Raw genomic sequence first — 22,110 nt, 5'->3', positions numbered from 1 at the left:
GACACATGCTCACACCCGGACAGGAAGTCCCCAGCCTCGACCTGCCGCTGACGATCGGTGCGCAATATGACCTCGCCAAGCAGCGGCCGAAGAACTTCACCCTCGTCGCCTTCTATCGCGGCAGCCATTGCCCGGTGTGCCGCTCCTATCTGGAGGAAATGGGAAGCAAGGTCGCGGACCTGTCCGAACACGGCATCAATCCGGTCGCGGTCTCGATGGATTCGAAGGACCGGGCGATGACGGTCGACAGCGACTGGAAAACCGGCGACCTGCCGCTCGCCTACGCGATGGACGAGGACACCGCTCGCGAATGGGGCCTCTACATCTCCTCCGCGCGCGAGGGTTCGGATGAGCCCGAGGTCTTTTCCGAACCGGGGATGTTCCTGGTTCGTCCGGACGGCACGCTCTACATGGCGCAGGTGCAGAGCGCGCCTTTCACCCGGCCGCCGCTGGACGAACTGATCGAGGGCATCGAGATCGCGCTCGAGCAGGATTACCCGGCGCGCGGTACGCGAACCTGAAGAGTTTCAGCCGTGATCGACCTCGGCCTCGTCATAGTTTTCCGGAATGACATAAAGCGGGCAGGGCAGGCTGCCCGCATGGGCCGAAAAATGCATCACCAGCGGTCCGGGTGTATTGCCCGCAGCAGCGCCGAGGATGAGAGCTGCGATATCCTTCTGGCTGTCGAGGAATTCTCGCACGATCTTCTGGCCGTTGCCGATCTTGACCGAGATCGTCGGCATGATCCCGCTTTCGGCGAGAAGATTGCCCGCGACCCCGTGGGCGAGCATTTCGGCCCGGTCGCGGGCTTCCTGTTCGATGGTCGCCTGCACCGCCCCGAAGGCGCTGAAATTGGGCTGGCGCACGATCGCGAGGATATGGACCGCGCCCCCGACCGCGACCGCGCGGCGCGCAGCGAAGCGCAGGGCGGCGCGCGATTCTTCGCTTTCATCGGTGACGACAAGGAATGTGCGCATGCTCTACGGTCCGCTCCAGCGGCAGGGTATCCTGTCAAATTCGCTGCAATGCAAGGCCTTGCCCGTGCAGCGCTGATCGGCCAGAGCGGGACCGCGCGAGAAGGCAAGGGAGACCCACGCGACCATGGCGATTGAAATCAAGATGCCGGCCCTTTCCCCGACGATGGAAGAGGGCACGCTCGCCAAGTGGCTGGTGAAGGAGGGCGATCATATCGGCCCCGGCGACATCATGGCCGAAATCGAGACCGACAAGGCGACGATGGAATTCGAAGCCGTCGAGGAAGGCACGCTCGCCAAAATCGCGATTCCCGAAGGCACAGAGAACGTGAAGGTCGGCACGATCATCGCCATGCTCGCCGAGGAAGGCGAGGAGGCGGGCGATATCGCCGTGCCTGACGAGAGTGCCGCCCCGGCACCCACGCCGCAGCCAGCCCCATCGCCCGCCCCCGCGCCCAAGCCGCCGGAAAGCAGCACGCCTTCGCCCAGTCCTGCACCGGCCGCAAAGGATGGTCCCGCCGCTTCTCCCACCGCAAGGAAGCTTGCCGAGGCGAACGGGATCGACCTCTCCCAGATCGAAGGCACGGGCCCCAAGGGCAAGATCACCAAGGGCGACGTCGAAGCCGCGATGGGCGGCGGCGGCGCGGCATCCGTGACGGGCGCGAATACACCCGATCCCGAAGCTTCTGCGTCACCTGCCCCCGCAGTGTCGAGTGACCGCATCATCGCTTCGCCGCTGGCCCGGCGCATGGCCGAGCAGCAGGGGATCGACCTTGCTCACGTTAAGGGCACCGGCCCCAATGGCCGCATCGTCAAGGCCGATATAGAGAGCTTCGACGGCTCCGCCGCTCCGGCGCCCGCACCGGCCGAGACAGCCGACGCACCAGCAGCGCCCGCGCCAAAGGACGTGCCCGATCACGGCGCGCCGTTCGAGGAGGAAAAGCTCTCCAATGTCCGCAAGGTCATCGCTCGCCGCCTGACCGAGAGCAAGCAGACCGTCCCGCATTACTATCTCACCATCGATATCCGGCTCGACCCCCTGCTCGACCTGCGCAAGCAATTGAACGCGAGCCTCGAGCCTGACGGGATCAAGCTGTCGGTCAACGACCTTCTCATCAAGGCGCTCGCCCGTGCGCTCATGCGGGTGCCGCAGTGCAATGTCAGCTATCACGGCGATACGATGCGCCGTTATTCCCGAGCCGACATCTCCGTCGCCGTCGCAGCGCCCTCGGGCCTGATCACGCCCGTCATCACCCATGCCGACACCAAGGGCCTCGCGCAGATCTCAAGCGAGATGAAGGAGCTTGCCGGAAAAGCGCGCGAGGGCAAGCTGATGCCGCACGAATATCAGGGCGGCACGGCGAGCCTGTCGAATCTCGGCATGCACGGAATCAAGCAGTTCGACGCGGTGATCAATCCGCCGCAGGGCATGATCCTCGCGGTCGGATCGGGGCAGCAGCAGCCTTATGTCATCGACGGCGAAATCAAGCCCGCGACCGTGCTCCATGCCAGCGGCAGCTTCGATCACCGCGCGATCGACGGCGCGGACGGCGCGCAGCTGATGGAGGCGATCAAGAGCCTCGTCGAGAACCCGATGGGGCTGTTGGTTTGAGGCATATTGAGGCGCGACCGATGCGATTTCCTCGCCTTGCGATGCGTGCATGCCACTGGCCTTGAGACGCCATGCGCGATAGACCCGGACCCATGATTTTGCGAACCAGGCCCTTCTCCTTTCGCCCCCTTGCCGCGCTCGCCTTCGTGTCCCTCGCGCTCGCCTCCTGCGACAATCCACGCGGGGACCGGGCGGATGAAACGCGGATCGAGCCCGAAACCATCGAGGCCTCGCCCGAAGCGCTCGAGGATCCCGGCGCCGTCCCGCCGCGCGCGGTCCTTATCGGCTTTGACGGACCGCGCTTCGATGCCTGCGCGGGCTATGGCCTGGTCCGCGATCTGCCCGACGGCAACCCGACCCTTCCCGTGCGCGCCGCGCCTTCGCGCGAATCGGTCGAAGTCGACCGGATCGGCCAGGGGCAGGGCGTCTCGATGTGCCAGCAGGTCGGCGACTGGATCGGCATCGTCTATGCCCCAGAAGGAACCGAGATCAGCTGCGGCACCAATTCGCCCGTCTCCAGCGTGCGCGCCTATGAAGGTCCGTGCAACCAGGGCTGGGTGGACGAGAACTTCGTCAAGCTGGTCGCGGGCTGAGCCCGGCGCACCCGCGCCTCGCGTATACCTCCCCAGTGACAGGACCTCATCATGGCCGAACCACAATATGATCTGATCGTGCTCGGTTCCGGGCCCGGCGGCTATGTCGCCGCCATCCGTGCAGCGCAGCTCGGGCTGAAAGTCGCCATCGTCGAACGTGAAAATCTGGGCGGCATCTGCCTCAACTGGGGGTGCATACCGACCAAGGCCATGCTGCGTTCTGCCGAAATCTATCGCTACATGCAGAACGCGAAGGAATACGGTCTCGCCGCGAAGGAAATCGAGGCCGATCTCGAAGCGATCGTGAAACGCAGCCGGGGCGTGGCCAAGCAACTCAACCAGGGCGTTGCGCACCTGATGAAAAAGAACAAGATCACCGTCCACATGGGCGAGGGGACCATGACCGGGCCGACTTCGCTGACCGTGAAATCTGACAAGGGCGAGGAAAGGCTGACGGCGAAACATGTCATCCTCGCAACCGGTGCGCGTGCACGCGACCTGCCCTTCGCGCCCGCCGACGGCAAGCGCGTCTGGACCTATCGTCATGCCATGACCCCGCCCGAACAGCCGACCAGGCTGTTGGTTATCGGCTCGGGCGCGATCGGGATCGAGTTCGCCAGCTTCTACAACGATATCGGTGTCGATGTTACGGTCGTGGAAATGCTCGACCGCATCGTTCCGGTCGAAGATGCAGACGTCTCCGCCTTCCTCGAAAAGGCGCTGGTCAAGCAGGGTATCAAGGTGATGACCGGCGCAGGGGTCGAGGATCTGAAGGTCGGTGCGAAGGGTGTCACCGCCACGATCAAGGACGAGGCGGGCAAGAGCGCGGAAACCGAATTCAGCCACGTCATCAGCGCGATCGGCATTCAGCCCAACACCGAGAACATCGGGATCGAGGATCTCGTCGAAATGGAGCGCGGTTTCATCCAGATCGATCCGCTCGGCCGCACCGGGACCAAGGGACTGTGGGCGATAGGCGACTGCACACCAGGCCCGTGGCTGGCGCACAAGGCAAGCCACGAAGGCGTTACTGCCGCCGAGGCGATCGCGCGCGAGCTCGGCAACAACGAGGTGCATCCCCATCCGCTCGATCGCAACGCGATCCCCGCCTGCACCTATTGCCACCCGCAGGTCGCAAGCGTCGGGCTTACCGAAGCCCAGGCCAGGGAAGCGGGGCATGAGGTCAAGGTCGGCAGCTTCCCCTTCATCGGCAATGGCAAGGCGATCGCGCTGGGTGAGGCGGAAGGCTTCATCAAGACCGTCTTCGATGCCACGACCGGCGAATTGCTCGGCGCGCACATGGTCGGCGCGGAAGTGACCGAGCTGATCCAGGGCTACACAGTCGGAAAGACGCTCGAGACCACCGAGGAGGAACTGATGCAGACCGTCTTCCCGCACCCGACGCTTTCCGAGATGATGCATGAAAGCGTCCTCGACGCCTATGGCCGGGCGATACATTTCTGATGGGCGATTTCTGATGGGCGGCGAAAGCGCGACCGAACCGCTCAAGGGCGAGGATTGGGCGGGCGATATGGGCGAGCGCTGGCTCGCCAACCTTGACCGGTTCGAGGCGATGATCGCGCCGATCGGCGATGCCTTGCTCACGCGCGGTGCCTACCGTGCGGGCGAGCGGGTCATCGATGTCGGCCCGGGAGGCGGCGCGACGACGCGGGCGATCGGGCGGACCGTGGCGCCCGAGGGCGAGGCGCTCGGCATCGATATCTCGCCCGATCTTGTCGGCGAAGCTGCGCGCCGGGCCGAGGCGGAAGGCATCGCCAATGCCCGTTTCCTTTGCGCCGATGCGGCAGAGGTCACGCTCGGCGGGCGGCCTTATGATCGCCTGTTCTCGCGCTTCGGTTCGATGTTCTTCGCAGATCCCGTCCCCGCCTTCGCCAATCTGCGTTCGCTGCTGCAACCGGGCGCGCGGATCGACATCGCCGTATGGGGGCCGCCGCGCGAGAACCTCTGGATGATGGAGATGATGGGTGTCGTGCGCACGCATGTCGAAGTGCCCCGCGCCGAGCCGCGCGCGCCCGGCCCCTTCGCCTTCGAGGATCTCGACTATCTGCGCGAAGTCCTCACCGGCGCGGGGTTCGGCGGTATGGATGTCGATGTCTATGAAGGCAGGCAGGCAATCGGGGGCTCCGATGCCTCGCCCGCCGAAGCGCTTGAAATGGTTCTGTCCTCGATGGGCGTCGGTCGCGTAGTCGACGAACAGGACGACCCCACGCGCGAGGCGATCCGGGCCGATCTCATGTCCCTCTTCGAGCAGCGCCACGTGGATGGCGAGGGCGTGCTGATGGCGGCCAAGGCCTGGCTGGTCACCGCGGTCGCGTAATCGAAAGCCGATTGGCGGACAGGGTGGGATTCGAACCCACGAAGGGCTTGCACCCTTGCCGGTTTTCAAGACCGGTGCATTCAACCGCTCTGCCACCTGTCCGCGCTGGCGATGCCTCTTAGCGAGGCCGAGGCCGCAAGTCACCCGCTCTTGGTTGTTTGGAATTCAGGCGAGATGTGAGAAACATGCAGGCATGATCTTTCGCATCCTCACCCCAGCCATTCTCGCCGTGACGCTTCTGCTTTCCGGTCCCGCCACACCGCTTCGCGCGCAGGTCGAAGCCGTCGATAACGTGGATTTCGACACCTATGTCGGCCAACTCGCCGCACGCGCCCGTGCAGAGGGAGTGAGCGAGGCGACGGTGCGCCGCATGACCGCAGGGCTTTCGCCCGATCCGCGGGTCATCCGGCTTGACCGGGGCCAACCAGGCAGTCCCACGCGCAGCGGCTACCCCGCGCTCGCACCTTATATCGACAAGCACGTGAATCCTGTCCGGATCAATGGCGGGCGCGACGTCTATCGCCAGCACAGTTCAGCGCTGCGCCGGATCGAACGGGATTTCGGTGTCCCGCCGCAGATCATCGTCGCGATCTTCGGACACGAGACGAGCTATGGCCGGATCACGGGCGGGTTCGACCTCGCCCGAAGCCTCGCGACGCTCGCCTGGGAAGGGCGCAGACGAGAGCTCTTCGCCGACGAATTCATCGCTCTGCTCAAGGTGGCCGATCGCGGCTTCGCCCGAAACGAGATGACCGGAAGCTGGGCAGGGGCGATGGGCTATCCGCAATTCCTGCCTTCGGTCTATCAGAGACTTGCAGTCGACGGCGACGGGGATGGGCGGGCGAACATCTTCGGCAACCGCATCGACACCTTCGCCTCCATCGCGAATTATTTCCGCGATGCCGGATGGCGTTCCGGCCAGCCCTGGGGCGTGCGGGCGAGCGTTCCGGGAGGGTTCGACGTGGACGCCTATCGCACGAAGCTCGAAGCGCCCGTCTGCCCGCGCGTGCATGAACGGCACAGCCGCTGGATGAGTGTCGATGAATGGCGTGCGCTCGGCGTGGTCCCGCAGCGCCCGCTGCCCGGCGACATGCTCGTCTCGCTGTTCCAGCCCGACGGTCCCGGTACGCCGGCCTGGCTGCTGACCGGCAATTACCGGGTGATCCTAGAATACAATTGTTCGAACTATTACGCGATGAGCGTCGGCCTGCTCGCCGATGAGATCGTGAACTGAGCGCGTCGTCCACCTCGCCAAGCGCTCCGGCCGAGGTTATAGCCGCGCCGGTGAGAGACATGAGATCACATGGATTGATAGCCCTTGCGCTGGCGGCAGTGGCGCTGTGCGTGGCTCCCGCCGGGACAGCTCAGGAAAGCAGGCGGGCTTCTCCCGCCATCCCGCCCGAGAGCGAGGTGCCGATCGCGCTGATGGTCGACATTTCATCGGGCCAGGTGCTGCACGAACGCAATGCGCGCCGCCGTTTCGTGCCCGCCTCCATCACCAAGGCGATGAGCGCCTATGTCGCCTTCGAACTGATCGAGGAAGGCAGGCTCGATCCGGCGCAGGTGATGACGATCCGGCCGGACACGTGGCGCGAATGGCATTCGAAGGGGTCGACCATGTGGCTGCCCGCCGATGCGCGGGTCAGGGTCGACGATCTGCTCATGGGTCTGATGACGGTCTCTGCCAATGACGGGGCCATCGTTCTGGCCGAAGGTGCCGCCGGCTCGGTCGAGGGTTGGGCCGCGCTCATGAACGAAAAGGCGCGCGAACTGGGCATGACGGACAGCCATTTCGCCAATCCCAATGGCTGGATGGACGAAGGCCGAACCTTCACCAGCGCAAGGGACCTCGCCCTGCTCGCCGAGGCGATGATCCGCCGCCATCCGGAGAAATTCAGGCGCTATATCGGCAATGCGAATTTCACCTACAACGACATCACCCAGCGCAACCACGATCCCCTGATCGGGCGGGTCAGGGGCGCTGACGGGATCAAGACCGGTTTCACGAACGAGGCGGGTTTCGGCTTCCTCGGGACCGTGAAGCGCGGCTCGCAGCGACTGGTGCTGGTCACCGCCGGGGTCGATCGCGGCGACGTGCGCGATGGATGGGCGCGGCGCTATGTCCAATGGGGCTTTTCCGCCTTCGAGCGGCGCCGGCTGTTCGAAAAGGGCGCTGTCGTTGGCGACGCCCGGGTGCAGGGCGGGTCCGCACGCCGGATCGCGCTCGTGACGGATCGTCCGGTCGAGATCAGCATACCGCGCGGGCGCGAAGCGGATATCTCGGTGAAGGTGCTTTACGACGGCCCCCTGCGCGCGCCTTTGGTTTCCGGCAGCGCGATCGCCACGCTCCAGATCGACGTCCCGGGCATGGATACGGCGCGCATTCCGCTCCTCGCCGCAGAAACGGTGAAACCTGCCGGCCCGATCGACCGGATCGTCAACGCCTTCGCCGGATGGCTCGGGTGATGACGGCTGCGCGCGGACGGTTCATCGTCTTCGAGGGCGGGGAGGGGACCGGCAAGTCGACCCAGGCCCGCCTGCTTGCAGAAGCGTTGGAGGCGCGCGGGATCGCGGCTGAAATAACGCGCGAGCCGGGCGGCACTCCGGGGGCGGAAGCGATCCGCGGTCTCCTGCTTGCTCCCCCCGGTGAAGGCTGGACGCGCGAGGCAGAGGCGCTGTTGTTCGCAGCCGCCCGCGCCGATCACGTCGCACGGCGGATCGTCCCCGCGCTGGAGGCGGGGCGCTGGGTGATTTGCGATCGCTTCATCGATTCGAGCAGGGCCTATCAGGGCGGGGCAGGCGGACTGGGCGACGAGGCGATCCTTGCGCTCCACAGGTTCGGCAGCGCCGACCTGCGACCTGATCTCGCGATCCTGCTCGACGTCGACGAGGGTCAGGTCGCACGCCGCCTCGCCGCGCGCGACGGGATCGAGAGCGATGCCATCGGTGGACGAGGCGAGGATTATCATCGCGCGGTCGCGGCCACCTTCCGGAGCCTCGCCGAAGCCGATCCGCAAGGCTTCGCAACGGTAGACGGCGAGGGCGATCCGAGCGCCGTCCATGCCCGCGTCCTCGCCGCACTCGCGCCCTTGCTGGCGAAGGAGGCCGGCTGATGGGCGCAAAGGTCGACTGGCCGAACCACGAGCGTGCGTGGCGCGAATGGCGCACGGCCAGCGGCGGCACACGGATGCATCACGGCTGGATGCTCGCTGGGAAAAGAGGGCTCGGAAAGCACGATTTCGCTCTTGCCGCCGCAGCCGAACTGGTCGCGGAAGCGGGCGTTCCGCAGCCGGCCGATCCCGCCAACCACCCCGACATCATCGTGCTTACCTACGGCCCGAAAGACGACAAGGCCGAAAAGGCCGCCGCCGAGGGCAAGCCCTACGATCGCGCGCGCAGCATCCGCATCAAGCAGATCCGCGCGATGCAGCGCCGCCTGACCACGCGGCCCACGCTGGGCGCGCGGCGCGTGGTCATTGTCGATCCGGCGGACGATCTTGAACGGGCCGCCGCCAACGCGCTTCTCAAGAGCCTGGAGGAACCGCCGCAGGGGACGTTCTTCCTGCTTGTCACCCATGCGCCTGCGCGGCTTCTGCCGACTATCCGTTCGCGTTGCAGGGTGCTGCGTTTCCCTCCGCTTAGCGACGCACAACTCTCCGCCATGCTCGATGCCGCCGGCGCGAGTTCCGACCCGGCAAGCCGCAGCGCGGCCCTGAAGGCGGCCGAAGGGTCGTTCGGAGCAGCGCAGCGTTTCGCCGAGCAGGATCTCGGCCCGCTCGCGCGCGTGATGGAGGGGCTTCTGGACGGGGCCGATCCCGCCATGACCGGGCGCGGCGAACTTGCCCGCCTGATCGGCCCGCGCGCCGACCGCGAGCGGCTGCAGGCAACTTTCGACCTCGCCCAGGCCATGGTCGCGTCACGGGCCAGGGAAACCGGCTCGAACGCCAGGCGCGGTGCGCTCGTGGAGGCCCACTCCAGACTTGTCCGGCTCGCTGGAGAGGCGCCGACCCACAATTACGACACGGGCCTTCTGGCGCTCGAGATCGGGACCTTGCTTGTCGAGGCAAGCGCGGCTAGCGAGCCTGCCGATGGCTGAGACCGACAACTCCCCTTTCTACATCACCACCGCGATCAGCTACCCCAATGGCCGGCCCCATATCGGCCATGCCTACGAGGCGATCGCGGCCGATGTCATCGCGCGTTTCCAGCGGCTGCGCGGACGCGAGGTCCGTTTTCAGACGGGGACCGACGAGCACGGGCTCAAAATGGCTCGCAAGGCCGCCGAACAGGGCCGCACGGCGCGCGACCTGGCAGATGAAATGTCAGGCTATTTCCGCGAGATGTGCGACGCTCTTGATGTGAGCCATGACCGCTTCATCCGCACGGTCGAAGACGATCACCACCGCGCCAGCCAGGCGATCTGGGAGCGGATGGCCGAGGAGGGCGACCTCTATCTCGACCGCTACGAAGGCTGGTATTCGGTCCGCGACGAGGCCTATTACGACGAGAGCGAACTCGTGGAGGGCGAGGGAGGCGAGAAGCTGTCGCCGCAGGGCACGCCGGTCGAATGGACGGTCGAGGAAAGCTGGTTCTTCCGCCTTTCCAAATACGAAAAGCCGCTGTTGGACCTTTTGAGGACACCCGGCTTCCTCGAACCGGCAAGCCGGCGCAACGAAATGATTGCCTTCGTGGAACAGGGACTGCGCGATCTGTCGGTGAGCCGCACCAGTTTCGACTGGGGGGTCAAGGTGCCGGGCTCCGACAATCACGTGATGTATGTCTGGGTCGATGCGCTGACCAACTACATCACCGGCCTCGGCTTTCCCGATGACACCCAGGAAATGCGCAAGTTCTGGCCCGCCGATCTTCACCTGATCGGCAAGGACATCGTGCGCTTCCATACGATCTACTGGCCCGCCTTCCTGATGAGCGCGAACCTACCCGTGCCGAAGAAGGTGTTCGGTCACGGCTTCCTGCTCAATCGCGGGCAGAAGGAATCGAAATCGGTCGGCAACGTGACGAACCCGCTCGATCTCGCCGAGGCCTTCGGCGTCGACCCATTGCGCTATTTCCTGATGCGCGAAGTCGCCTTCGGTCAGGACGGATCCTATTCGCCCGAAGCTATCGTCACCCGGGCCAATGCCGAACTCGCGAACAGCTTCGGCAATCTCGCTCAGCGTACGCTTTCGATGATTGCGAAGAACATGGACGGCCATCTCGAGGCGTTCGATCCGGCCGAGGCCGATCGCAAGCTGCTTTCCCAGGTCGGGGACGCCTGTTCCCGCGAGCTTCCCGAAGCGTTCGAGGCGTTGTCCTTCTCCACCGGCATCGAAGCGTGGCTGCGCGCGGTCTATGCCTGCAACCAATATGTGGACGAACAGGCGCCCTGGACGCTGCGCAAGACCGATCCCGATCGGATGAAGGTCGTTCTCCAGACGCTGTTCATGGCCCTGCGAGACCTTGCCATCGCGGTCCAGCCCGTGGTGCCGGGAAAGGCCGCGGACCTGCTCGATCAACTCGGCGTACCCGGCGATGAGCGCGGCTACGCCAATCTCAAGGATGCCGACTGGTATCGTCGCCTTGTGATGGCGGGTTTCACCGTGGGCAAACCGACACCGATCTTCCCGCGGCTCGAACTGCCGGAGGCGGCGGCCGAGGGGGCTGCGTGATGCTCGTCGACAGCCATTGCCACCTTGAATACAAAGGCCTCGTCGAGGATCAGCAAGGCGTCCTCGCCCGCGCCCGCGAAGCCGGGGTCGGGGCCTTTCTCAACATCTCGACGAAGAAGTCGGAATGGGAACAGGTCGTCGGTACCGCGATCCGCGAAATCGACGTGTTCGCAAGCGTCGGCATCCACCCGCACGAGGCCGATGACCACGCCGATCTTGGCCGCGGCGCGCTGCTGGCGGCCACCGACAACCCGCGCGTTATCGGGATCGGTGAAACCGGGCTCGACTATTATTACGAACATTCCGACCGCGAAACGCAGGCGCGCCTCTTCCGCATGCACATCGACGTCGCGCGCGAAACCGGCCTTCCGGTCATCATCCATACGCGCGATGCCGAGGACGACACCTTTGCTATCCTCGAAGACGAAATGGGGAAGGGGGCCTTCCCCGCGCTGATCCACTGTTTCACGGCTTCGGAGGATTTCGGGCGCAAGGTGCTGGATCTGGGCCTCACGATCTCGTTGTCGGGGATCGTCACCTTCAAGAACGCCAAGGAGCTGCAGGAGGTCGCTGCGAAGATCCCCGAGGACCGCCTGCTGGTGGAGACGGACAGCCCCTTTCTTGCGCCAGTTCCCCATCGCGGCAGGCCATGCGAACCGGCATTCGTCGCGGATACGGCGCGGTTCGTGGCAGGACTGCGCGGCGTCGATCCTGAACGGCTGGCAGAGCAGACCACGGCGAACTTCTCACGACTTTTCACGCGGGCAATGCTGTGAAGGTGATACTGCTCGGCTCGGGCACGTCGACCGGTGTGCCGCGCGTCGGCGGGCCGGACGGCGCGGGCGACTGGGGTGACTGCGACCCGAACGAGCCGCGCAATCGCCGCACGCGCGTCTCGGTGCTGATCGAGAGCGACGACGGTTCACGGCTCCTGGTCGACACGTCGAGCGATTGCCGCGCGCAATTGCTCGCCAACCGGGTCGACCGGATCGATTGCGTGTTCTGGACCCACGACCATGCCGATCATTGCCATGGCATCGATGATCTGCGCGTCATGCGCTATGGTCGCGGCGGGCCGATCCCCGGCTATGCCGCAGCCGATACGGTGCGGCGGCTGCGCCAGCGGTTCGGCTATGTCTTCGCAGGGCAGGACGGCTATCCGACCATCGTCAATCTCGATACGCTGGACCGGCTCAGGATCGTCGCCGGCTTTTCCGTCGACTGGGTCCAGATGGAACATGGACCCGGTGAAACGACTGGCTATCGCTTCGAAGCCGATGGCAAGAGCATCGTCTATGCAACTGATTTCTCACGAATTACCGATCACATGGTTGAGGCCTTTGATGGCGCGGACGTTCTGGTGTGCGATTGCCTGCGTCGCGAACCGCATCCCACGCACGCACATCTCGGAATGGCGATCGAGCTTGCCGAGCGATGCAAGGCCAGACGGCTCGTGCTGAGCCACCTCGACAAGAGCATGGACTATCGCTCGTTGTGTGACGAGGTTCCTGATCACGTCATCGTCGGCTACGACGGGCTTGAGGTGGTGGCATGAACCAGTTCGAGATCATCGGAATAGTCAGCGTGCTCGGCTGGCTCTTTCTCGCAGGAAGTGCGCTGGCATCCTACCGGCTTGGCTGGGGGCAGATGGCGAAGATGGCGTTGACGTGGCTCGCGATCTTCGTGGGGCTGACCTTGCTGGTGGGGTTCTTCTACCCGGCATAGGCGAAGTTTCGGCTGTCTTGTATTTTACATAATATATATTATCCACCTTCAATGTCGGGAGCCGAGTGAATGAACAGCGCCCCCTCTCCAGCTACAACTGGAACCGCCCTGATGCACACCGAACGTCTGCTGCGCGTCATGGCACAGCTGCGCGATCCGAAATCCGGTTGCGAATGGGACCTGGCGCAGGATTTCTCCACCATCGCTCCATATACGATCGAGGAAGCTTATGAAGTCGCCGATGCGATCGAGCGCGGCGACATGCGAGACCTCAGGGATGAACTCGGCGATCTTCTGCTGCAGGTCGTCTTTCACGCCCGCATGGCCGAAGAAGCCGGCCTGTTCGACTTCGAGGACGTCGCCCGGTCGATCGGTGACAAGATGGAAGCGCGCCATCCGCACATATTCGGTGAGGAAGGCGGCACGATGGGCGAAACCCGCTGGGAAAACCTCAAGGAAGCCGAACGGGCGGAGAAAGGCATGGTCAGCGCATTGGACGGCGTTGCGCTTGCACTTCCAGCACTGATGCGCGCCCAGAAGCTGCAGAAACGCGCTGCGCGCACGGGCTTCGACTGGCCTGATCCAAAGGGGTCGCAGGACAAGATTATCGAAGAAATAGAGGAACTTAACGATGCATCCTCACAAGACGACAAGGTCGAGGAAGCGGGAGACCTGCTGTTCGCCGCGGTCAATTTCGTGCGGGCTCACGGAGTAAGCGCCGAGGACGCGCTGCGCGCCGCCAATTCCAAGTTCGAACGCCGCTTTCGCGCGATGGAGGAAATGAGCGGGGAAGGCTTCCCTGACCTTTCGCTCCAAGAGCAGGAGGATCTCTGGCAGGCGGTCAAGCGTGGCGAAAAATCCGCGTGAATTCAGTTTTCCAGGGTTTCATACTGACCCAATTCCTTGGGATTGAGGCGGACGGTAACGCGCTTCATGGGGCCGTTTTCGCCCTCGCCCGCATCCTCCTCGCCGAGCACGTCACCATGGGCATGGAGCCACGCCATGCGGCGGCCGTCGCTTACCGGAAGAGTGACGGTCACCTCCTTGGCACGCGCGGTCAGCATCGCGCCGATCCGCGCCTCGAGCGCCTCAATGCCCACGCCGCTCGCCGCCGAGAGCAGCACCGCCTCGTGCGCCTCGGCCGCTTCGGAGAGTTCGCCGCGGCGCTCGGGCGGCAGGAGGTCGGCCTTGTTCCAGACCTCCAGGATCGGGATTTCGCCAACCCCGGTTTCGGGATCGACCACGCCGAGATCGCCTAGCACCTCCATCACCTGCTTCTTCTGCGCCGCGTGGGCCGGATTCGCGATGTCGCGGACGTGGCAGATGAGATCGGCGCCCGTGACTTCCTCCAGCGTAGCGCGAAACGCCGCCACCAATTGTGTCGGCAGGTCGGAGATGAAGCCCACCGTGTCAGACAGGATCGCTTTCTCGACGCCGGGAAGTGCAATGGCGCGCATGGTCGGGTCGAGCGTCGCGAAAAGCAGGTCCTCGGCCATGACGTCGGCGCCGGTCAGCCGGTTGAACAGGGTCGACTTGCCGGCATTGGTGTAGCCCACCAGAGCGACGACCGGCCACGGCGCCCTTCCCCGCCGCTCGCGATGCAGGGCACGGGTCTTCCTCACCTGTTCCAGTTCGCGCCGCAGCCGCGCCATGCGCTGATTGATCATCCGGCGGTCGGCCTCTATCTGGGTTTCGCCCGGACCGCCGAGAAAGCCGAAACCGCCGCGCTGGCGTTCGAGGTGGGTCCAGCTGCGCACGAGCCGGGATTGCTGGTAGTCGAGATGGGCGAGTTCGACCTGCAGGCGCCCTTCGGCAGTGGCTGCGCGTTCGCCGAAGATTTCGAGGATTAGGCCGGTGCGGTCGATGACCTTGCGCTTCAGCTTCTCTTCGAGATTGCGCTGCTGGATCGGAGTCAGCGCGCCATCGACGATGACCAGTTCGGCTTCGTAGAGCTCGCACCAGTCGGCGATGCGCTGCACCTGGCCCGACCCGAACAGCGTGTTCGGCTGCATCTGGCGCACGGGCAGGATTTCCGAATGGGCAATCACGACGCCGATCGCGAGCGCCAGTCCCTCGGCCTCCTCGAGCCGTTCGCGCGCGTCGAGATCGTAGGTAAAGCTGCGGATATCGGGGCACAGGACAAGGGCCCGCGCACCGCGGGTGACCTCGTCCATCAGGTCGTCATCGAAGCTCAGCCTCTATGCCTCTTCGTCATCCTCGAACCCGTCATCATCGTCGGGTTCATCCTCCGGTCCATCATCATCCTCGTCATCCTCGGTCAGGTCAACCGGGCTGGCGGGCTGGATCGTCGAGACGGCATGCTTATAAGCCAGTTGCACCGCGCCATCCCGTTCGAGCAGGACGCAGAAAAGGTCAAAAGCCGCGATCCGCCCCTGCAGCATGACGCCCTTGACGAGGAACATCGTCACCGGGGTCTTGTTGCGCCTCAAGAGGTTGAGGAATGCATCCTGGAGACTGCCCGACTGACGCGGTTGCGCAGCCGAAGAGGCCTGCCCCTGCGGACGAGGGCGCGGAGAGAGAGTTCGCCCGTTGGACATATAGCTATGCTCCTGTTCTTGGCGGCCGTTCTTACGGTCCGCGAGCAAGGGCATTGTCCGCAAGAACTCTCTCACAGGCCGCCCCACACCATAATGGCGATTATGCACTAAGCGGGCAATGCCCAAGTCGGTGTCAAGTTCCGAAAGTCTTACGTTCCTGACACGAGTGTCAAACTTCAGCCCTTGCGGCTCGTCTCGCGGCGCTCGGCCATTCCCAGCAGCTTGAGCTTGCGGTGGAGTGCCGATCTTTCCATCCCGATGAACGAGGCGGTCTTCGAGATATTGCCGGAAAAGCGCCTGATCTGGATGGTGAGATATTCGCGCTCGAAACTCTCGCGCGCTTCGCGCAGCGGTACGCCCATCATCGCCGTAAGCCCCTCTCCCGACGAAGCGAGCCGCCCGCCGGTGATTTCCGAAGGCAGCATGTCGGGCTCGATCGTGCCGAGCCGCTCGCGCGGGGTCATGATGATCGTGCGCTCGACGAGATTGCGCAGCTGGCGGACATTGCCCGGCCAGTCATAGGCCTGGAGCGCCGCCATCGCTTCTTCGCTGATCTCGGGTGGCGGGATGCCCTGATCGGTCGAATAACGCGTGAAGAAATGTTCGGCCAATGTCGGAATGTCGTCGCGGCGTTCAGCCAGCGAGGGGAGCGACACGGGCACGACGTTCAGGCGATAGAACAGGTCTTCGCGAAACCGTTTCTCCTCCATCTCGACCGTGAGGTCGCGCGTGGTCGAGGAAACGACCCGCACATCGACACCGATCTGGCGCGTGCCGCCGACGCGTACGAAGCTCTGATCGGTCAGGACGCGCAGGATGCGAGCCTGCGTCGACAAGGGCATGTCGGCGACTTCATCGAGATAGAGCGTGCCTCCGTCCGCCATTTCCAGCAGGCCCGGCCGCACCTGTTTCCCATCGACTTCCTCACCGAACAATTCCTGCTCGAAGCGTTCGGGCGTGATCCGGGCCGAATTGACGAGCACGAAGGCGCTGCCCGCCCTGTTGCTCCAGGAATGGAGGAGCCGCGCGGCGACCTCCTTGCCCGCGCCGGCGGGGCCCGAAATCAGCACGCGGCTGCCGGTATTGGCGACCCGCTTGAGCGTCGCGCGGACATTGTTGATCGCGGCCGAATTGCCGGTGAATTCGCTCGTCCCCCAAACCCCTTCGCGAAGTCGGCTGTTCTCGCGGCGCAGCTGCTCGGTTTCAGTCGCGCGTTCGACGAGGAGCAGCAGGCGTTCGGCCTCGAAGGGCTTCTCGATGAAATCCATCGCGCCGCGGCTTACCGCGGAGACGGCAGTGTCGATATTGCCGTGGCCGGAGAAGATAATGACCGGCAGGTTCGGCTCGCGCGCCTTGATGGCATCGAGCAGTTCGAGCCCGTCCATCTCGCTGCCGTGGAGCCACACGTCGAGCAGGACGAGGCTCGGCCGGCGTTCGTCGATCGCGGCGAGCGCCGCGGTGCTGTCTGCGGCGGTGCGGCATTCATAGCCTTCATCGCCGAGCACACCGGAGACCAGTTCGCGGATGTCGCGTTCATCGTCGACGACAAGGATTTCAAGCGCCATGGGGAGCTCCCTTCGGGCTTTGTGTGATGGCGGCAGGCCGCGTCATGCGGTCTCTCCGCCAAGGATCTGCGGATTGCGGGCGAAGCGCAACGTCACGCGGGTTCCGCCGCCCGGGCCGGCGGCGAAACTCATATCGCCGCCATGTTCGTCGACGATCTTGTTGACGATGGCGAGACCGAGCCCGGTGCCTTTCTCGCGCGTGGTCATGTAGGGCTCGGTGATGCGGTCGCGGTCGGTCGGAAGGCCGATGCCGTTGTCTTCGACGATGATGGACACCATCTCGTCATCGCCTTCCATCGTCACCACGATCTCGCCTGCATATTGCCCCTCGGCCTCGGCGGCGCGCGCCTCGACGGCTTCGACCGCGTTCTTGAGAACGTTCGTCATCGCCTGGCCGAGCTGGTGGCGGTCGCACAGCATTTCCCGACTGCCGAGGCCGTCGGCACGAACGCTGAAGGCTATCCCCGAATGGGCCACTTCCTGAAGGAAGACCGCCTGCCGAACGAGGTCGACCGGGTCCTCGGAACGGAAGACGGGCTTGGGCAGGCGGGCGAAGGAGGAAAATTCATCGACCATCTTCCTGAGATCGCCGACCTGCCGAACGATAGTGCTGGTCAGTTCGTCGAACAATTCGCCATCGGCCTCCTCGACCTGCTTGCGATAGCGGCGCTTGAGGCGCTCGGTCGCGAGCTGGATCGGGGTGAGCGGGTTCTTGATCTCGTGCGCGATCCGCCGCGCGACGTCGGACCAGGCCGCCTGGCGCTGGTCGAGCAATTGCCGCGTGATGTCCTCGAACGTGATAACGGAGCCGCTGGTGCCCGGCGCCACCTTAACCGCCAGCGTCAGCAATTCGTTGCCCTTGGCATGGGTGACGATCGCGCTTTCCTGGCCTTCTCGCGCAATGCGGTGGATTTCCGGAGAGAACTCCTCGAGCCTCATGCCGACCATGCTTGCCGGTTCCTTCGCCCCTTCCCGCTCCAGCAGGGCGGCGGCGGAGCCGTTGAGCAGCAGCACCCGCCCCTCCCCATCCACCGAGATGACGCCCGCAGTGACCGATTCGAGAACCGCCTCCATGAAGGCGCGGCGGTCGTCGATCTGGCGATTGGCGGAGACGAGCGCCTGCGTCTGCTTTTCGAGCTGCGCGGTCATCCGGTTGAAGGCGCGGTTGAGCAGGCCGATCTCGTCCGCCCCGGTGCGACCTTCGACCCGCAGCGCGAAATTGCCCTGCCCGACCTTTCGCGCCGCGCCGACGAGGTCGGTGAGCGGTTCCACCTGCCGATCGGCGAAGCGCAGCGCGAACCAGATCGCAAGGCCCACCAGCAATAGGCTGACGAGCACCAGCGCAATGTTGAAGCGCAGTTGAAGCGTGCGCGCATCGCTCGTCAGCGTCTCATAAGCGCGCGCGATCGCCTGCGCGCGAGACCACGAATTGAACATCGTCGCCTCTGTATTTCGCGCATTGTAGAGATAGATCCCGCTGTCCCGGTCGATCGGTGCGATCGAGGCGATGCGTTCCGGGCTGCCCTCCACCACCACCAGTTCGCCATTCGCGAGCCGGGGCAGCGCGGTCTCGCTGAATTCGATCGGACGGTTGTCCTCCAGCAGGTCCATGATCGCGGCGGTCCGCAGCGATCCGTCGTCGAGCCGCTGGATGATCGCGCTTTCGTTGATCTTCCGCCCCTGCGCCTGGAGCGCGTAGAAATCGGGGAATTCCTCGTTGGCGAGAGTCCCCCCGCGGCTGAAATAGAACCGCATGTCGCCCGCCATTGCGAGCGTCTCGTCGCGCACGTCGCGCTGGTTCGCATCGTAGTAGTTCTGCGCGAGCTCGTTCGCATTTTCCATGAGCCCGCGCGAATCGTCGGAGAACCAGAAATCGACGCCGGTCTGGAACAGAAAGGCTGCGAAACCCGCGACCAGCAGGGTCGGTACCGCCGCAACCATCGAGAAAAAGAACACAAGCCGGACATGCAGCCGTGCCGTGCTCCCGGCCGCACGTCTCAGCGCGAGGCGCCGCCCGGCAAGCACGAGAATAGCCATGGCCGGGACAAGCGTCGCCATCAGGAGCAAGGATACCTGAAGCGTCGGCAGCAGTTCGCCCGTTTCCGGATCGCGCGTGAAGGCGAGCCAGGTGGCGATCACGGCCATCACCAGTCCGGCGACCGAAAGCAGTTCGAGCCATAGGAAGACGTTGGCACGGCGCGAGGCGACGATGAAGCGGCGTAGCCAGCGCGGTGAACGGCGCGTCAGGCGAATTGTCGCCCGCTCGGCCCCGCTGCGTCCATCGTTTGCGGGAGCGGCTGTCATCTGTTCGGCACCTGCGACATCGGAGCTGTCATTCGGTCCGGCACCTTCGGGCAGGGAAGTCGCTTTGGAGGCCTCCATAGTTGCAGCATTACAACCATGGTGTTGCAATCATGCAAGCATAAACCGCGCGCTGATGCCCGGTTTTGCGTCAAACCGACCTTGCGAAGCGTTCGGGCTCCACGCCGAGTTCGACGATCCTCTTGCGCAAGGTGTTGCGGTTGATGCCGAGCAGTTTCGCCGCACGCAGCTGGTTTCCCCGCGTGCGCTTGAGCGCGTGTTCGATCAGCGGCTTCTCGAAAGCGGCGATAGCCTGCGCATGGAGGAGGCCTTCGGGGGGGTCCTCGCTGGCGAGCCAGCGATCGAGCGCGCCGGCGAGGCCGGGTTCGGCGTTCGCCACAGGCGCGCTCGCAGGGGCAGTTTCAGCGCCGACGATCTCGCTTATGGCGGCAGGATCGATCACCTCTCCCTGCGCCATCAGGGCAAGCCGATAGATGACATTGCGCAATTCGCGGACATTGCCGCGCCACTGGCGCGCTTCCAGCATGGCCAGCGCATCTGCGGATAGCCGGCGGCGCGGCAGCCCGTCCTCGACCGCCTGCGCGAGAAAATGCTGGGCGAGGACCACGATGTCCTCGCGCCGATCGCGCAGCGGAGGAAGCTGGATCGGGACGACGTTGAGGCGGTAATAGAGGTCCTCGCGAAAGGCACCCTGTTCGATCAACGGGACGAGATCGCGATTGGTCGCGGCGATGATGCGCACGCTCACCGCGATTTCCTGCCGTCCGCCGACGCGCCTGATCCGGCCCGATTGCAGCGCCCGCAGCAGCCGGGTCTGCGCTTCGGAAGGCATGTCCCCGATCTCGTCGAGGAACAGGGTCCCGCCATTGGCCTGTTCGAACTTGCCGATCGCCTGGGCAATCGCCCCTGTGAAGGCGCCCTTTTCGTGGCCGAACAACTCGCTTTCGATGAGGTCGGAGGGGATCGCTGCCGTGTTGACCGCGACAAAGGGCCCGGTCGAGCGGCTACCCAGCTGGTGAATCGCCTCCGCTACCAATTCCTTGCCGGTTCCGCTTTCGCCGGTCACGAGCACGGTGAGGTCGTTCCGGAGGACGCGGGCGATCATGCGATAGACGCCCTGCATCGCCTGGCTGCGGCCGACCAACGGCAGGCCCTCCCCGTCAGAGCCGGGTGTTTCGCTTTCCTGCGTGCCCGCATCCGGGCCGCGCCGCGCGGATGCTCCCGCAGCCTTGCCGACCGCCTGTACGAGCTGGTCGAGATCGAAAGGCTTGGGAAAGTATTCAAATGCCTCGCTGTCACTCGCCCGAACGGCAGTATCGAGCGTGTTCTGGGCCGAAAGCACGATCACCGGCATTGCGGGCACCGCCGCGCGCACAGCGTCGAGGCTGGCAAGGCCGTCACCATCCTCGAGCAGGACATCGGTCACCATCACCGCGAATGACGCTTCGGCCAGCGCCGCATCGCGTTCTGCGATGCTGAAACAATGCCGGATCACGAATCCTTCGTCCTCGAGAGCCGCGCTGATGACGGTCGCGATTGCGCGGTCGTCCTCGACCAGCAATATCGAGGGTGCATTCTGGCGCGCCATCCTATCCCTTTCCTCCGGCCTGCGAAGGCGCCTGGCCCTGGGCCTGGGCAAGATGGACCCGGAAATGCGTCAGGCCGAGCCGCGGGTCACGCTCGTGCGTGATGCTCCCGCCCATGTCGAGAACCAGCTTGCGAACGAGGGCAAGGCCAAGACCCTGCCCCGATTGCTTGGTCGACACGAACGGCTCGAAAACCGCGCCGCGAAGCGCGGGGTCGATGCCCTTGCCATTGTCGGTCACGGTGATCTCGATCGGCAGGCGGACCGCCCGGCCAAGGCGCATCGCGCTGAAGACGAGGCCGTGGACATATCGGGTGCGGATCGTCACCTGCGGCGAGCGCGCCCCTTCGACCGCCGCGTCGCGGGCATTGGAAAGCAGGTTGATCAGCACCTGTTCAAGCGCGTCGCGATTGGCGAGAACAGGCGGGAGCGAGGGGTCGAACTCCTCGCGGAATGCGACATTGAAAGCGCCCTCACCCGCCAGCGTCCCCGCGCTCGCCACCCTTACGGTCGCGAGCGCGCTGCGGATCGCCTCGTGGGGATTGCATGGTTCGGGCGGTTCGCTGCGCGTGCTGCCCAATTGCTGCATCCGGTCGATCAGGCGAGCGATCCGGTCGACCTCGTCGGTGATCATCCGAGCGAGCGGCTTGTCCTTGTGCGGCAACTTGCGCGCGGCAAGCTGTGCAGCGCCGCGGATCGCGGAAAGCGGGTTCTTGATCTCATGCGCGAGAATAGAGGGGCCGGGAGGCGTGCTTTCTCCGACCGTTTCGACGCTCGCGGTGTCCTCATGCGCGATTTCCGAAAGGGTCACCACGCGCCAGCCCGGCGCGCCCGCGAGCGGGGAAACGGTGAGATTGACCTGCAATTCCGCCTCTCTGACAGTCAGCACCAATTCCCGCGCGACAAGCGCCTCATCGGCGCGCTTCAGGCGTTTTTCGACGCGTGGGTCGAGCGGGCCAAGCAATTCGGGGAGCGAATGGCCGACGAGACGCCTTGCGCTGGTGCCAAGCAATATCTCGGCCGCCTGGTTGACTTCGGCGATGCGTCCTTCCGCGTCGATAAGAAGGACCGCGAAGATCATCCCCGCGATCTGCGCGCGCGCATCGGGCCTGGCGGTACCGTCCGGAATGTTCCCGCGCTCCTCCCCGAGCGCCCGCCGCGATGCCATT

At 64.8% G+C, this 22,110-nt stretch carries 20 protein-coding genes, 1 tRNA gene and 1 pseudogene; 14 read left to right on the top strand and 8 right to left on the bottom strand.

The genetic code is table 11. The features are described from left to right. Positions 1-5: 5 nt before the first annotated feature. The gene (locus tag Ga0102493_RS07765; protein WP_034901504.1) at positions 6-521 is read left to right on the top strand and encodes a peroxiredoxin-like family protein; all 516 of its coding nucleotides are present in this window, start codon (positions 6-8) and stop codon (positions 519-521) included. Between the two features lie 6 nt (positions 522-527). On the opposite strand, the gene Ga0102493_RS07760 is transcribed toward Ga0102493_RS07765, so the two are convergent. Then, on the bottom strand, positions 528-977 hold the full coding sequence (locus Ga0102493_RS07760; protein WP_034901506.1) for a universal stress protein: 450 nt from the start codon (positions 975-977) through the stop codon (positions 528-530). A gap of 124 nt (positions 978-1,101) precedes the next feature. On the opposite strand from Ga0102493_RS07760, the gene Ga0102493_RS07755 reads away from it, so the two are divergent. From Ga0102493_RS07755 to Ga0102493_RS07740, 4 genes are all read left to right on the top strand, one after another. Next, positions 1,102-2,586 (top strand): 2-oxo acid dehydrogenase subunit E2, encoded by a 1,485-nt coding sequence (locus Ga0102493_RS07755; RefSeq protein WP_034901509.1) that lies wholly within the window; start codon positions 1,102-1,104, stop codon positions 2,584-2,586. A gap of 92 nt (positions 2,587-2,678) precedes the next feature. Beyond that, a complete protein-coding gene (locus tag Ga0102493_RS07750) occupies positions 2,679-3,179 on the top strand; it encodes a hypothetical protein (RefSeq protein ID WP_051697645.1) in 501 nt (166 codons plus the stop codon). Positions 3,180-3,230: 51 nt separating this feature from the next. Beyond that, positions 3,231-4,643 (top strand): dihydrolipoyl dehydrogenase, encoded by a 1,413-nt coding sequence (gene lpdA, locus Ga0102493_RS07745; RefSeq protein ID WP_034901510.1) that lies wholly within the window; start codon positions 3,231-3,233, stop codon positions 4,641-4,643. A 13-nt stretch (positions 4,644-4,656) separates the two neighbouring features. Continuing rightward, positions 4,657-5,517 (top strand): class I SAM-dependent methyltransferase, encoded by an 861-nt coding sequence (locus Ga0102493_RS07740; protein WP_034901514.1) that lies wholly within the window; start codon positions 4,657-4,659, stop codon positions 5,515-5,517. Between the two features lie 12 nt (positions 5,518-5,529). Here Ga0102493_RS07740 and Ga0102493_RS07735 read toward each other — a convergent pair. Beyond that, positions 5,530-5,619: transfer RNA gene (locus Ga0102493_RS07735), tRNA-Ser, on the bottom strand. 91 nt (positions 5,620-5,710) lie between these two features. Between Ga0102493_RS07735 and Ga0102493_RS07730 the strand changes: the two genes are divergently transcribed. From Ga0102493_RS07730 to mazG, 9 genes are all read left to right on the top strand, one after another. Continuing rightward, positions 5,711-6,751 carry a lytic murein transglycosylase gene (locus tag Ga0102493_RS07730; protein ID WP_081845544.1) on the top strand — a complete coding sequence of 347 codons (1,041 nt, stop codon included), beginning with the start codon at positions 5,711-5,713 and terminating at the stop codon, positions 6,749-6,751. A 59-nt stretch (positions 6,752-6,810) separates the two neighbouring features. Next, positions 6,811-7,983: a D-alanyl-D-alanine carboxypeptidase family protein gene (locus tag Ga0102493_RS07725; RefSeq protein ID WP_034901518.1), complete on the top strand. Its 1,173-nt coding sequence runs from the start codon at positions 6,811-6,813 to the stop codon at positions 7,981-7,983. Continuing rightward, positions 7,983-8,630 (top strand): dTMP kinase, encoded by a 648-nt coding sequence (gene tmk, locus Ga0102493_RS07720; protein WP_034901520.1) that lies wholly within the window; start codon positions 7,983-7,985, stop codon positions 8,628-8,630. Before Ga0102493_RS07725 ends, tmk begins: the two co-directional genes overlap by 1 nt. Next, a complete protein-coding gene (locus Ga0102493_RS07715) occupies positions 8,630-9,613 on the top strand; it encodes a DNA polymerase III subunit delta' (protein ID WP_034901522.1) in 984 nt (327 codons plus the stop codon). The genes tmk and Ga0102493_RS07715 overlap by 1 nt, the downstream gene beginning before the upstream one ends. After that, the gene (gene metG, locus Ga0102493_RS07710; RefSeq protein ID WP_034901525.1) at positions 9,606-11,186 is read left to right on the top strand and encodes a methionine--tRNA ligase; all 1,581 of its coding nucleotides are present in this window, start codon (positions 9,606-9,608) and stop codon (positions 11,184-11,186) included. Before Ga0102493_RS07715 ends, metG begins: the two co-directional genes overlap by 8 nt. Next, positions 11,186-11,962: a TatD family hydrolase gene (locus Ga0102493_RS07705; RefSeq protein ID WP_034901528.1), complete on the top strand. Its 777-nt coding sequence runs from the start codon at positions 11,186-11,188 to the stop codon at positions 11,960-11,962. The genes metG and Ga0102493_RS07705 overlap by 1 nt, the downstream gene beginning before the upstream one ends. Further along, the gene (locus Ga0102493_RS07700) at positions 11,959-12,741 is read left to right on the top strand and encodes an MBL fold metallo-hydrolase (protein WP_034901531.1); all 783 of its coding nucleotides are present in this window, start codon (positions 11,959-11,961) and stop codon (positions 12,739-12,741) included. The genes Ga0102493_RS07705 and Ga0102493_RS07700 overlap by 4 nt, the downstream gene beginning before the upstream one ends. After that, entirely contained in the window at positions 12,738-12,911 is a 174-nt protein-coding gene (locus Ga0102493_RS16250) for a hypothetical protein (RefSeq protein WP_169739048.1), read from the top strand. The genes Ga0102493_RS07700 and Ga0102493_RS16250 overlap by 4 nt, the downstream gene beginning before the upstream one ends. 111 nt (positions 12,912-13,022) lie before the next feature. Next, a complete protein-coding gene (gene mazG, locus Ga0102493_RS07695) occupies positions 13,023-13,778 on the top strand; it encodes a nucleoside triphosphate pyrophosphohydrolase (RefSeq protein ID WP_236922186.1) in 756 nt (251 codons plus the stop codon). Positions 13,779-13,780: 2 nt separating this feature from the next. Here the strand turns inward: mazG and hflX are convergent, their stop codons facing one another. The 6 genes and pseudogenes from hflX to Ga0102493_RS07665 form a co-directional block, all read right to left on the bottom strand. Further along, complete coding sequence (gene hflX / locus Ga0102493_RS07690; protein WP_051697647.1) at positions 13,781-15,085, bottom strand: GTPase HflX; 1,305 nt, start codon at positions 15,083-15,085, stop codon at positions 13,781-13,783. Between the two features lie 24 nt (positions 15,086-15,109). Then, a pseudogene (hfq, locus tag Ga0102493_RS07685) lies at positions 15,110-15,397 on the bottom strand (RNA chaperone Hfq); the annotation flags it as partial. A gap of 248 nt (positions 15,398-15,645) precedes the next feature. Beyond that, positions 15,646-17,034: a nitrogen assimilation response regulator NtrX gene (ntrX, locus tag Ga0102493_RS07680; protein ID WP_034901538.1), complete on the bottom strand. Its 1,389-nt coding sequence runs from the start codon at positions 17,032-17,034 to the stop codon at positions 15,646-15,648. Between the two features lie 42 nt (positions 17,035-17,076). Continuing rightward, the gene (locus Ga0102493_RS07675) at positions 17,077-19,338 is read right to left on the bottom strand and encodes a sensor histidine kinase (protein ID WP_081845562.1); all 2,262 of its coding nucleotides are present in this window, start codon (positions 19,336-19,338) and stop codon (positions 17,077-17,079) included. 148 nt (positions 19,339-19,486) lie between these two features. Continuing rightward, positions 19,487-20,944, bottom strand: coding sequence for a sigma 54-interacting transcriptional regulator (locus Ga0102493_RS07670; protein ID WP_034901540.1), 1,458 nt, complete (start codon positions 20,942-20,944; stop codon positions 19,487-19,489). Between the two features lies 1 nt (position 20,945). Beyond that, complete coding sequence (locus Ga0102493_RS07665) at positions 20,946-22,109, bottom strand: two-component system sensor histidine kinase NtrB (protein ID WP_051697652.1); 1,164 nt, start codon at positions 22,107-22,109, stop codon at positions 20,946-20,948. Between the last annotated feature and the right edge of the window lies 1 nt (position 22,110).

Origin of the sequence: Erythrobacter litoralis, from assembly GCF_001719165.1 — a bacterium.
GTDB lineage: Bacteria > Pseudomonadota > Alphaproteobacteria > Sphingomonadales > Sphingomonadaceae > Erythrobacter > Erythrobacter litoralis.
Note: the sequence above shows the minus strand (reverse complement) of the source record. Positions and strands in the feature narration are given on the sequence as shown.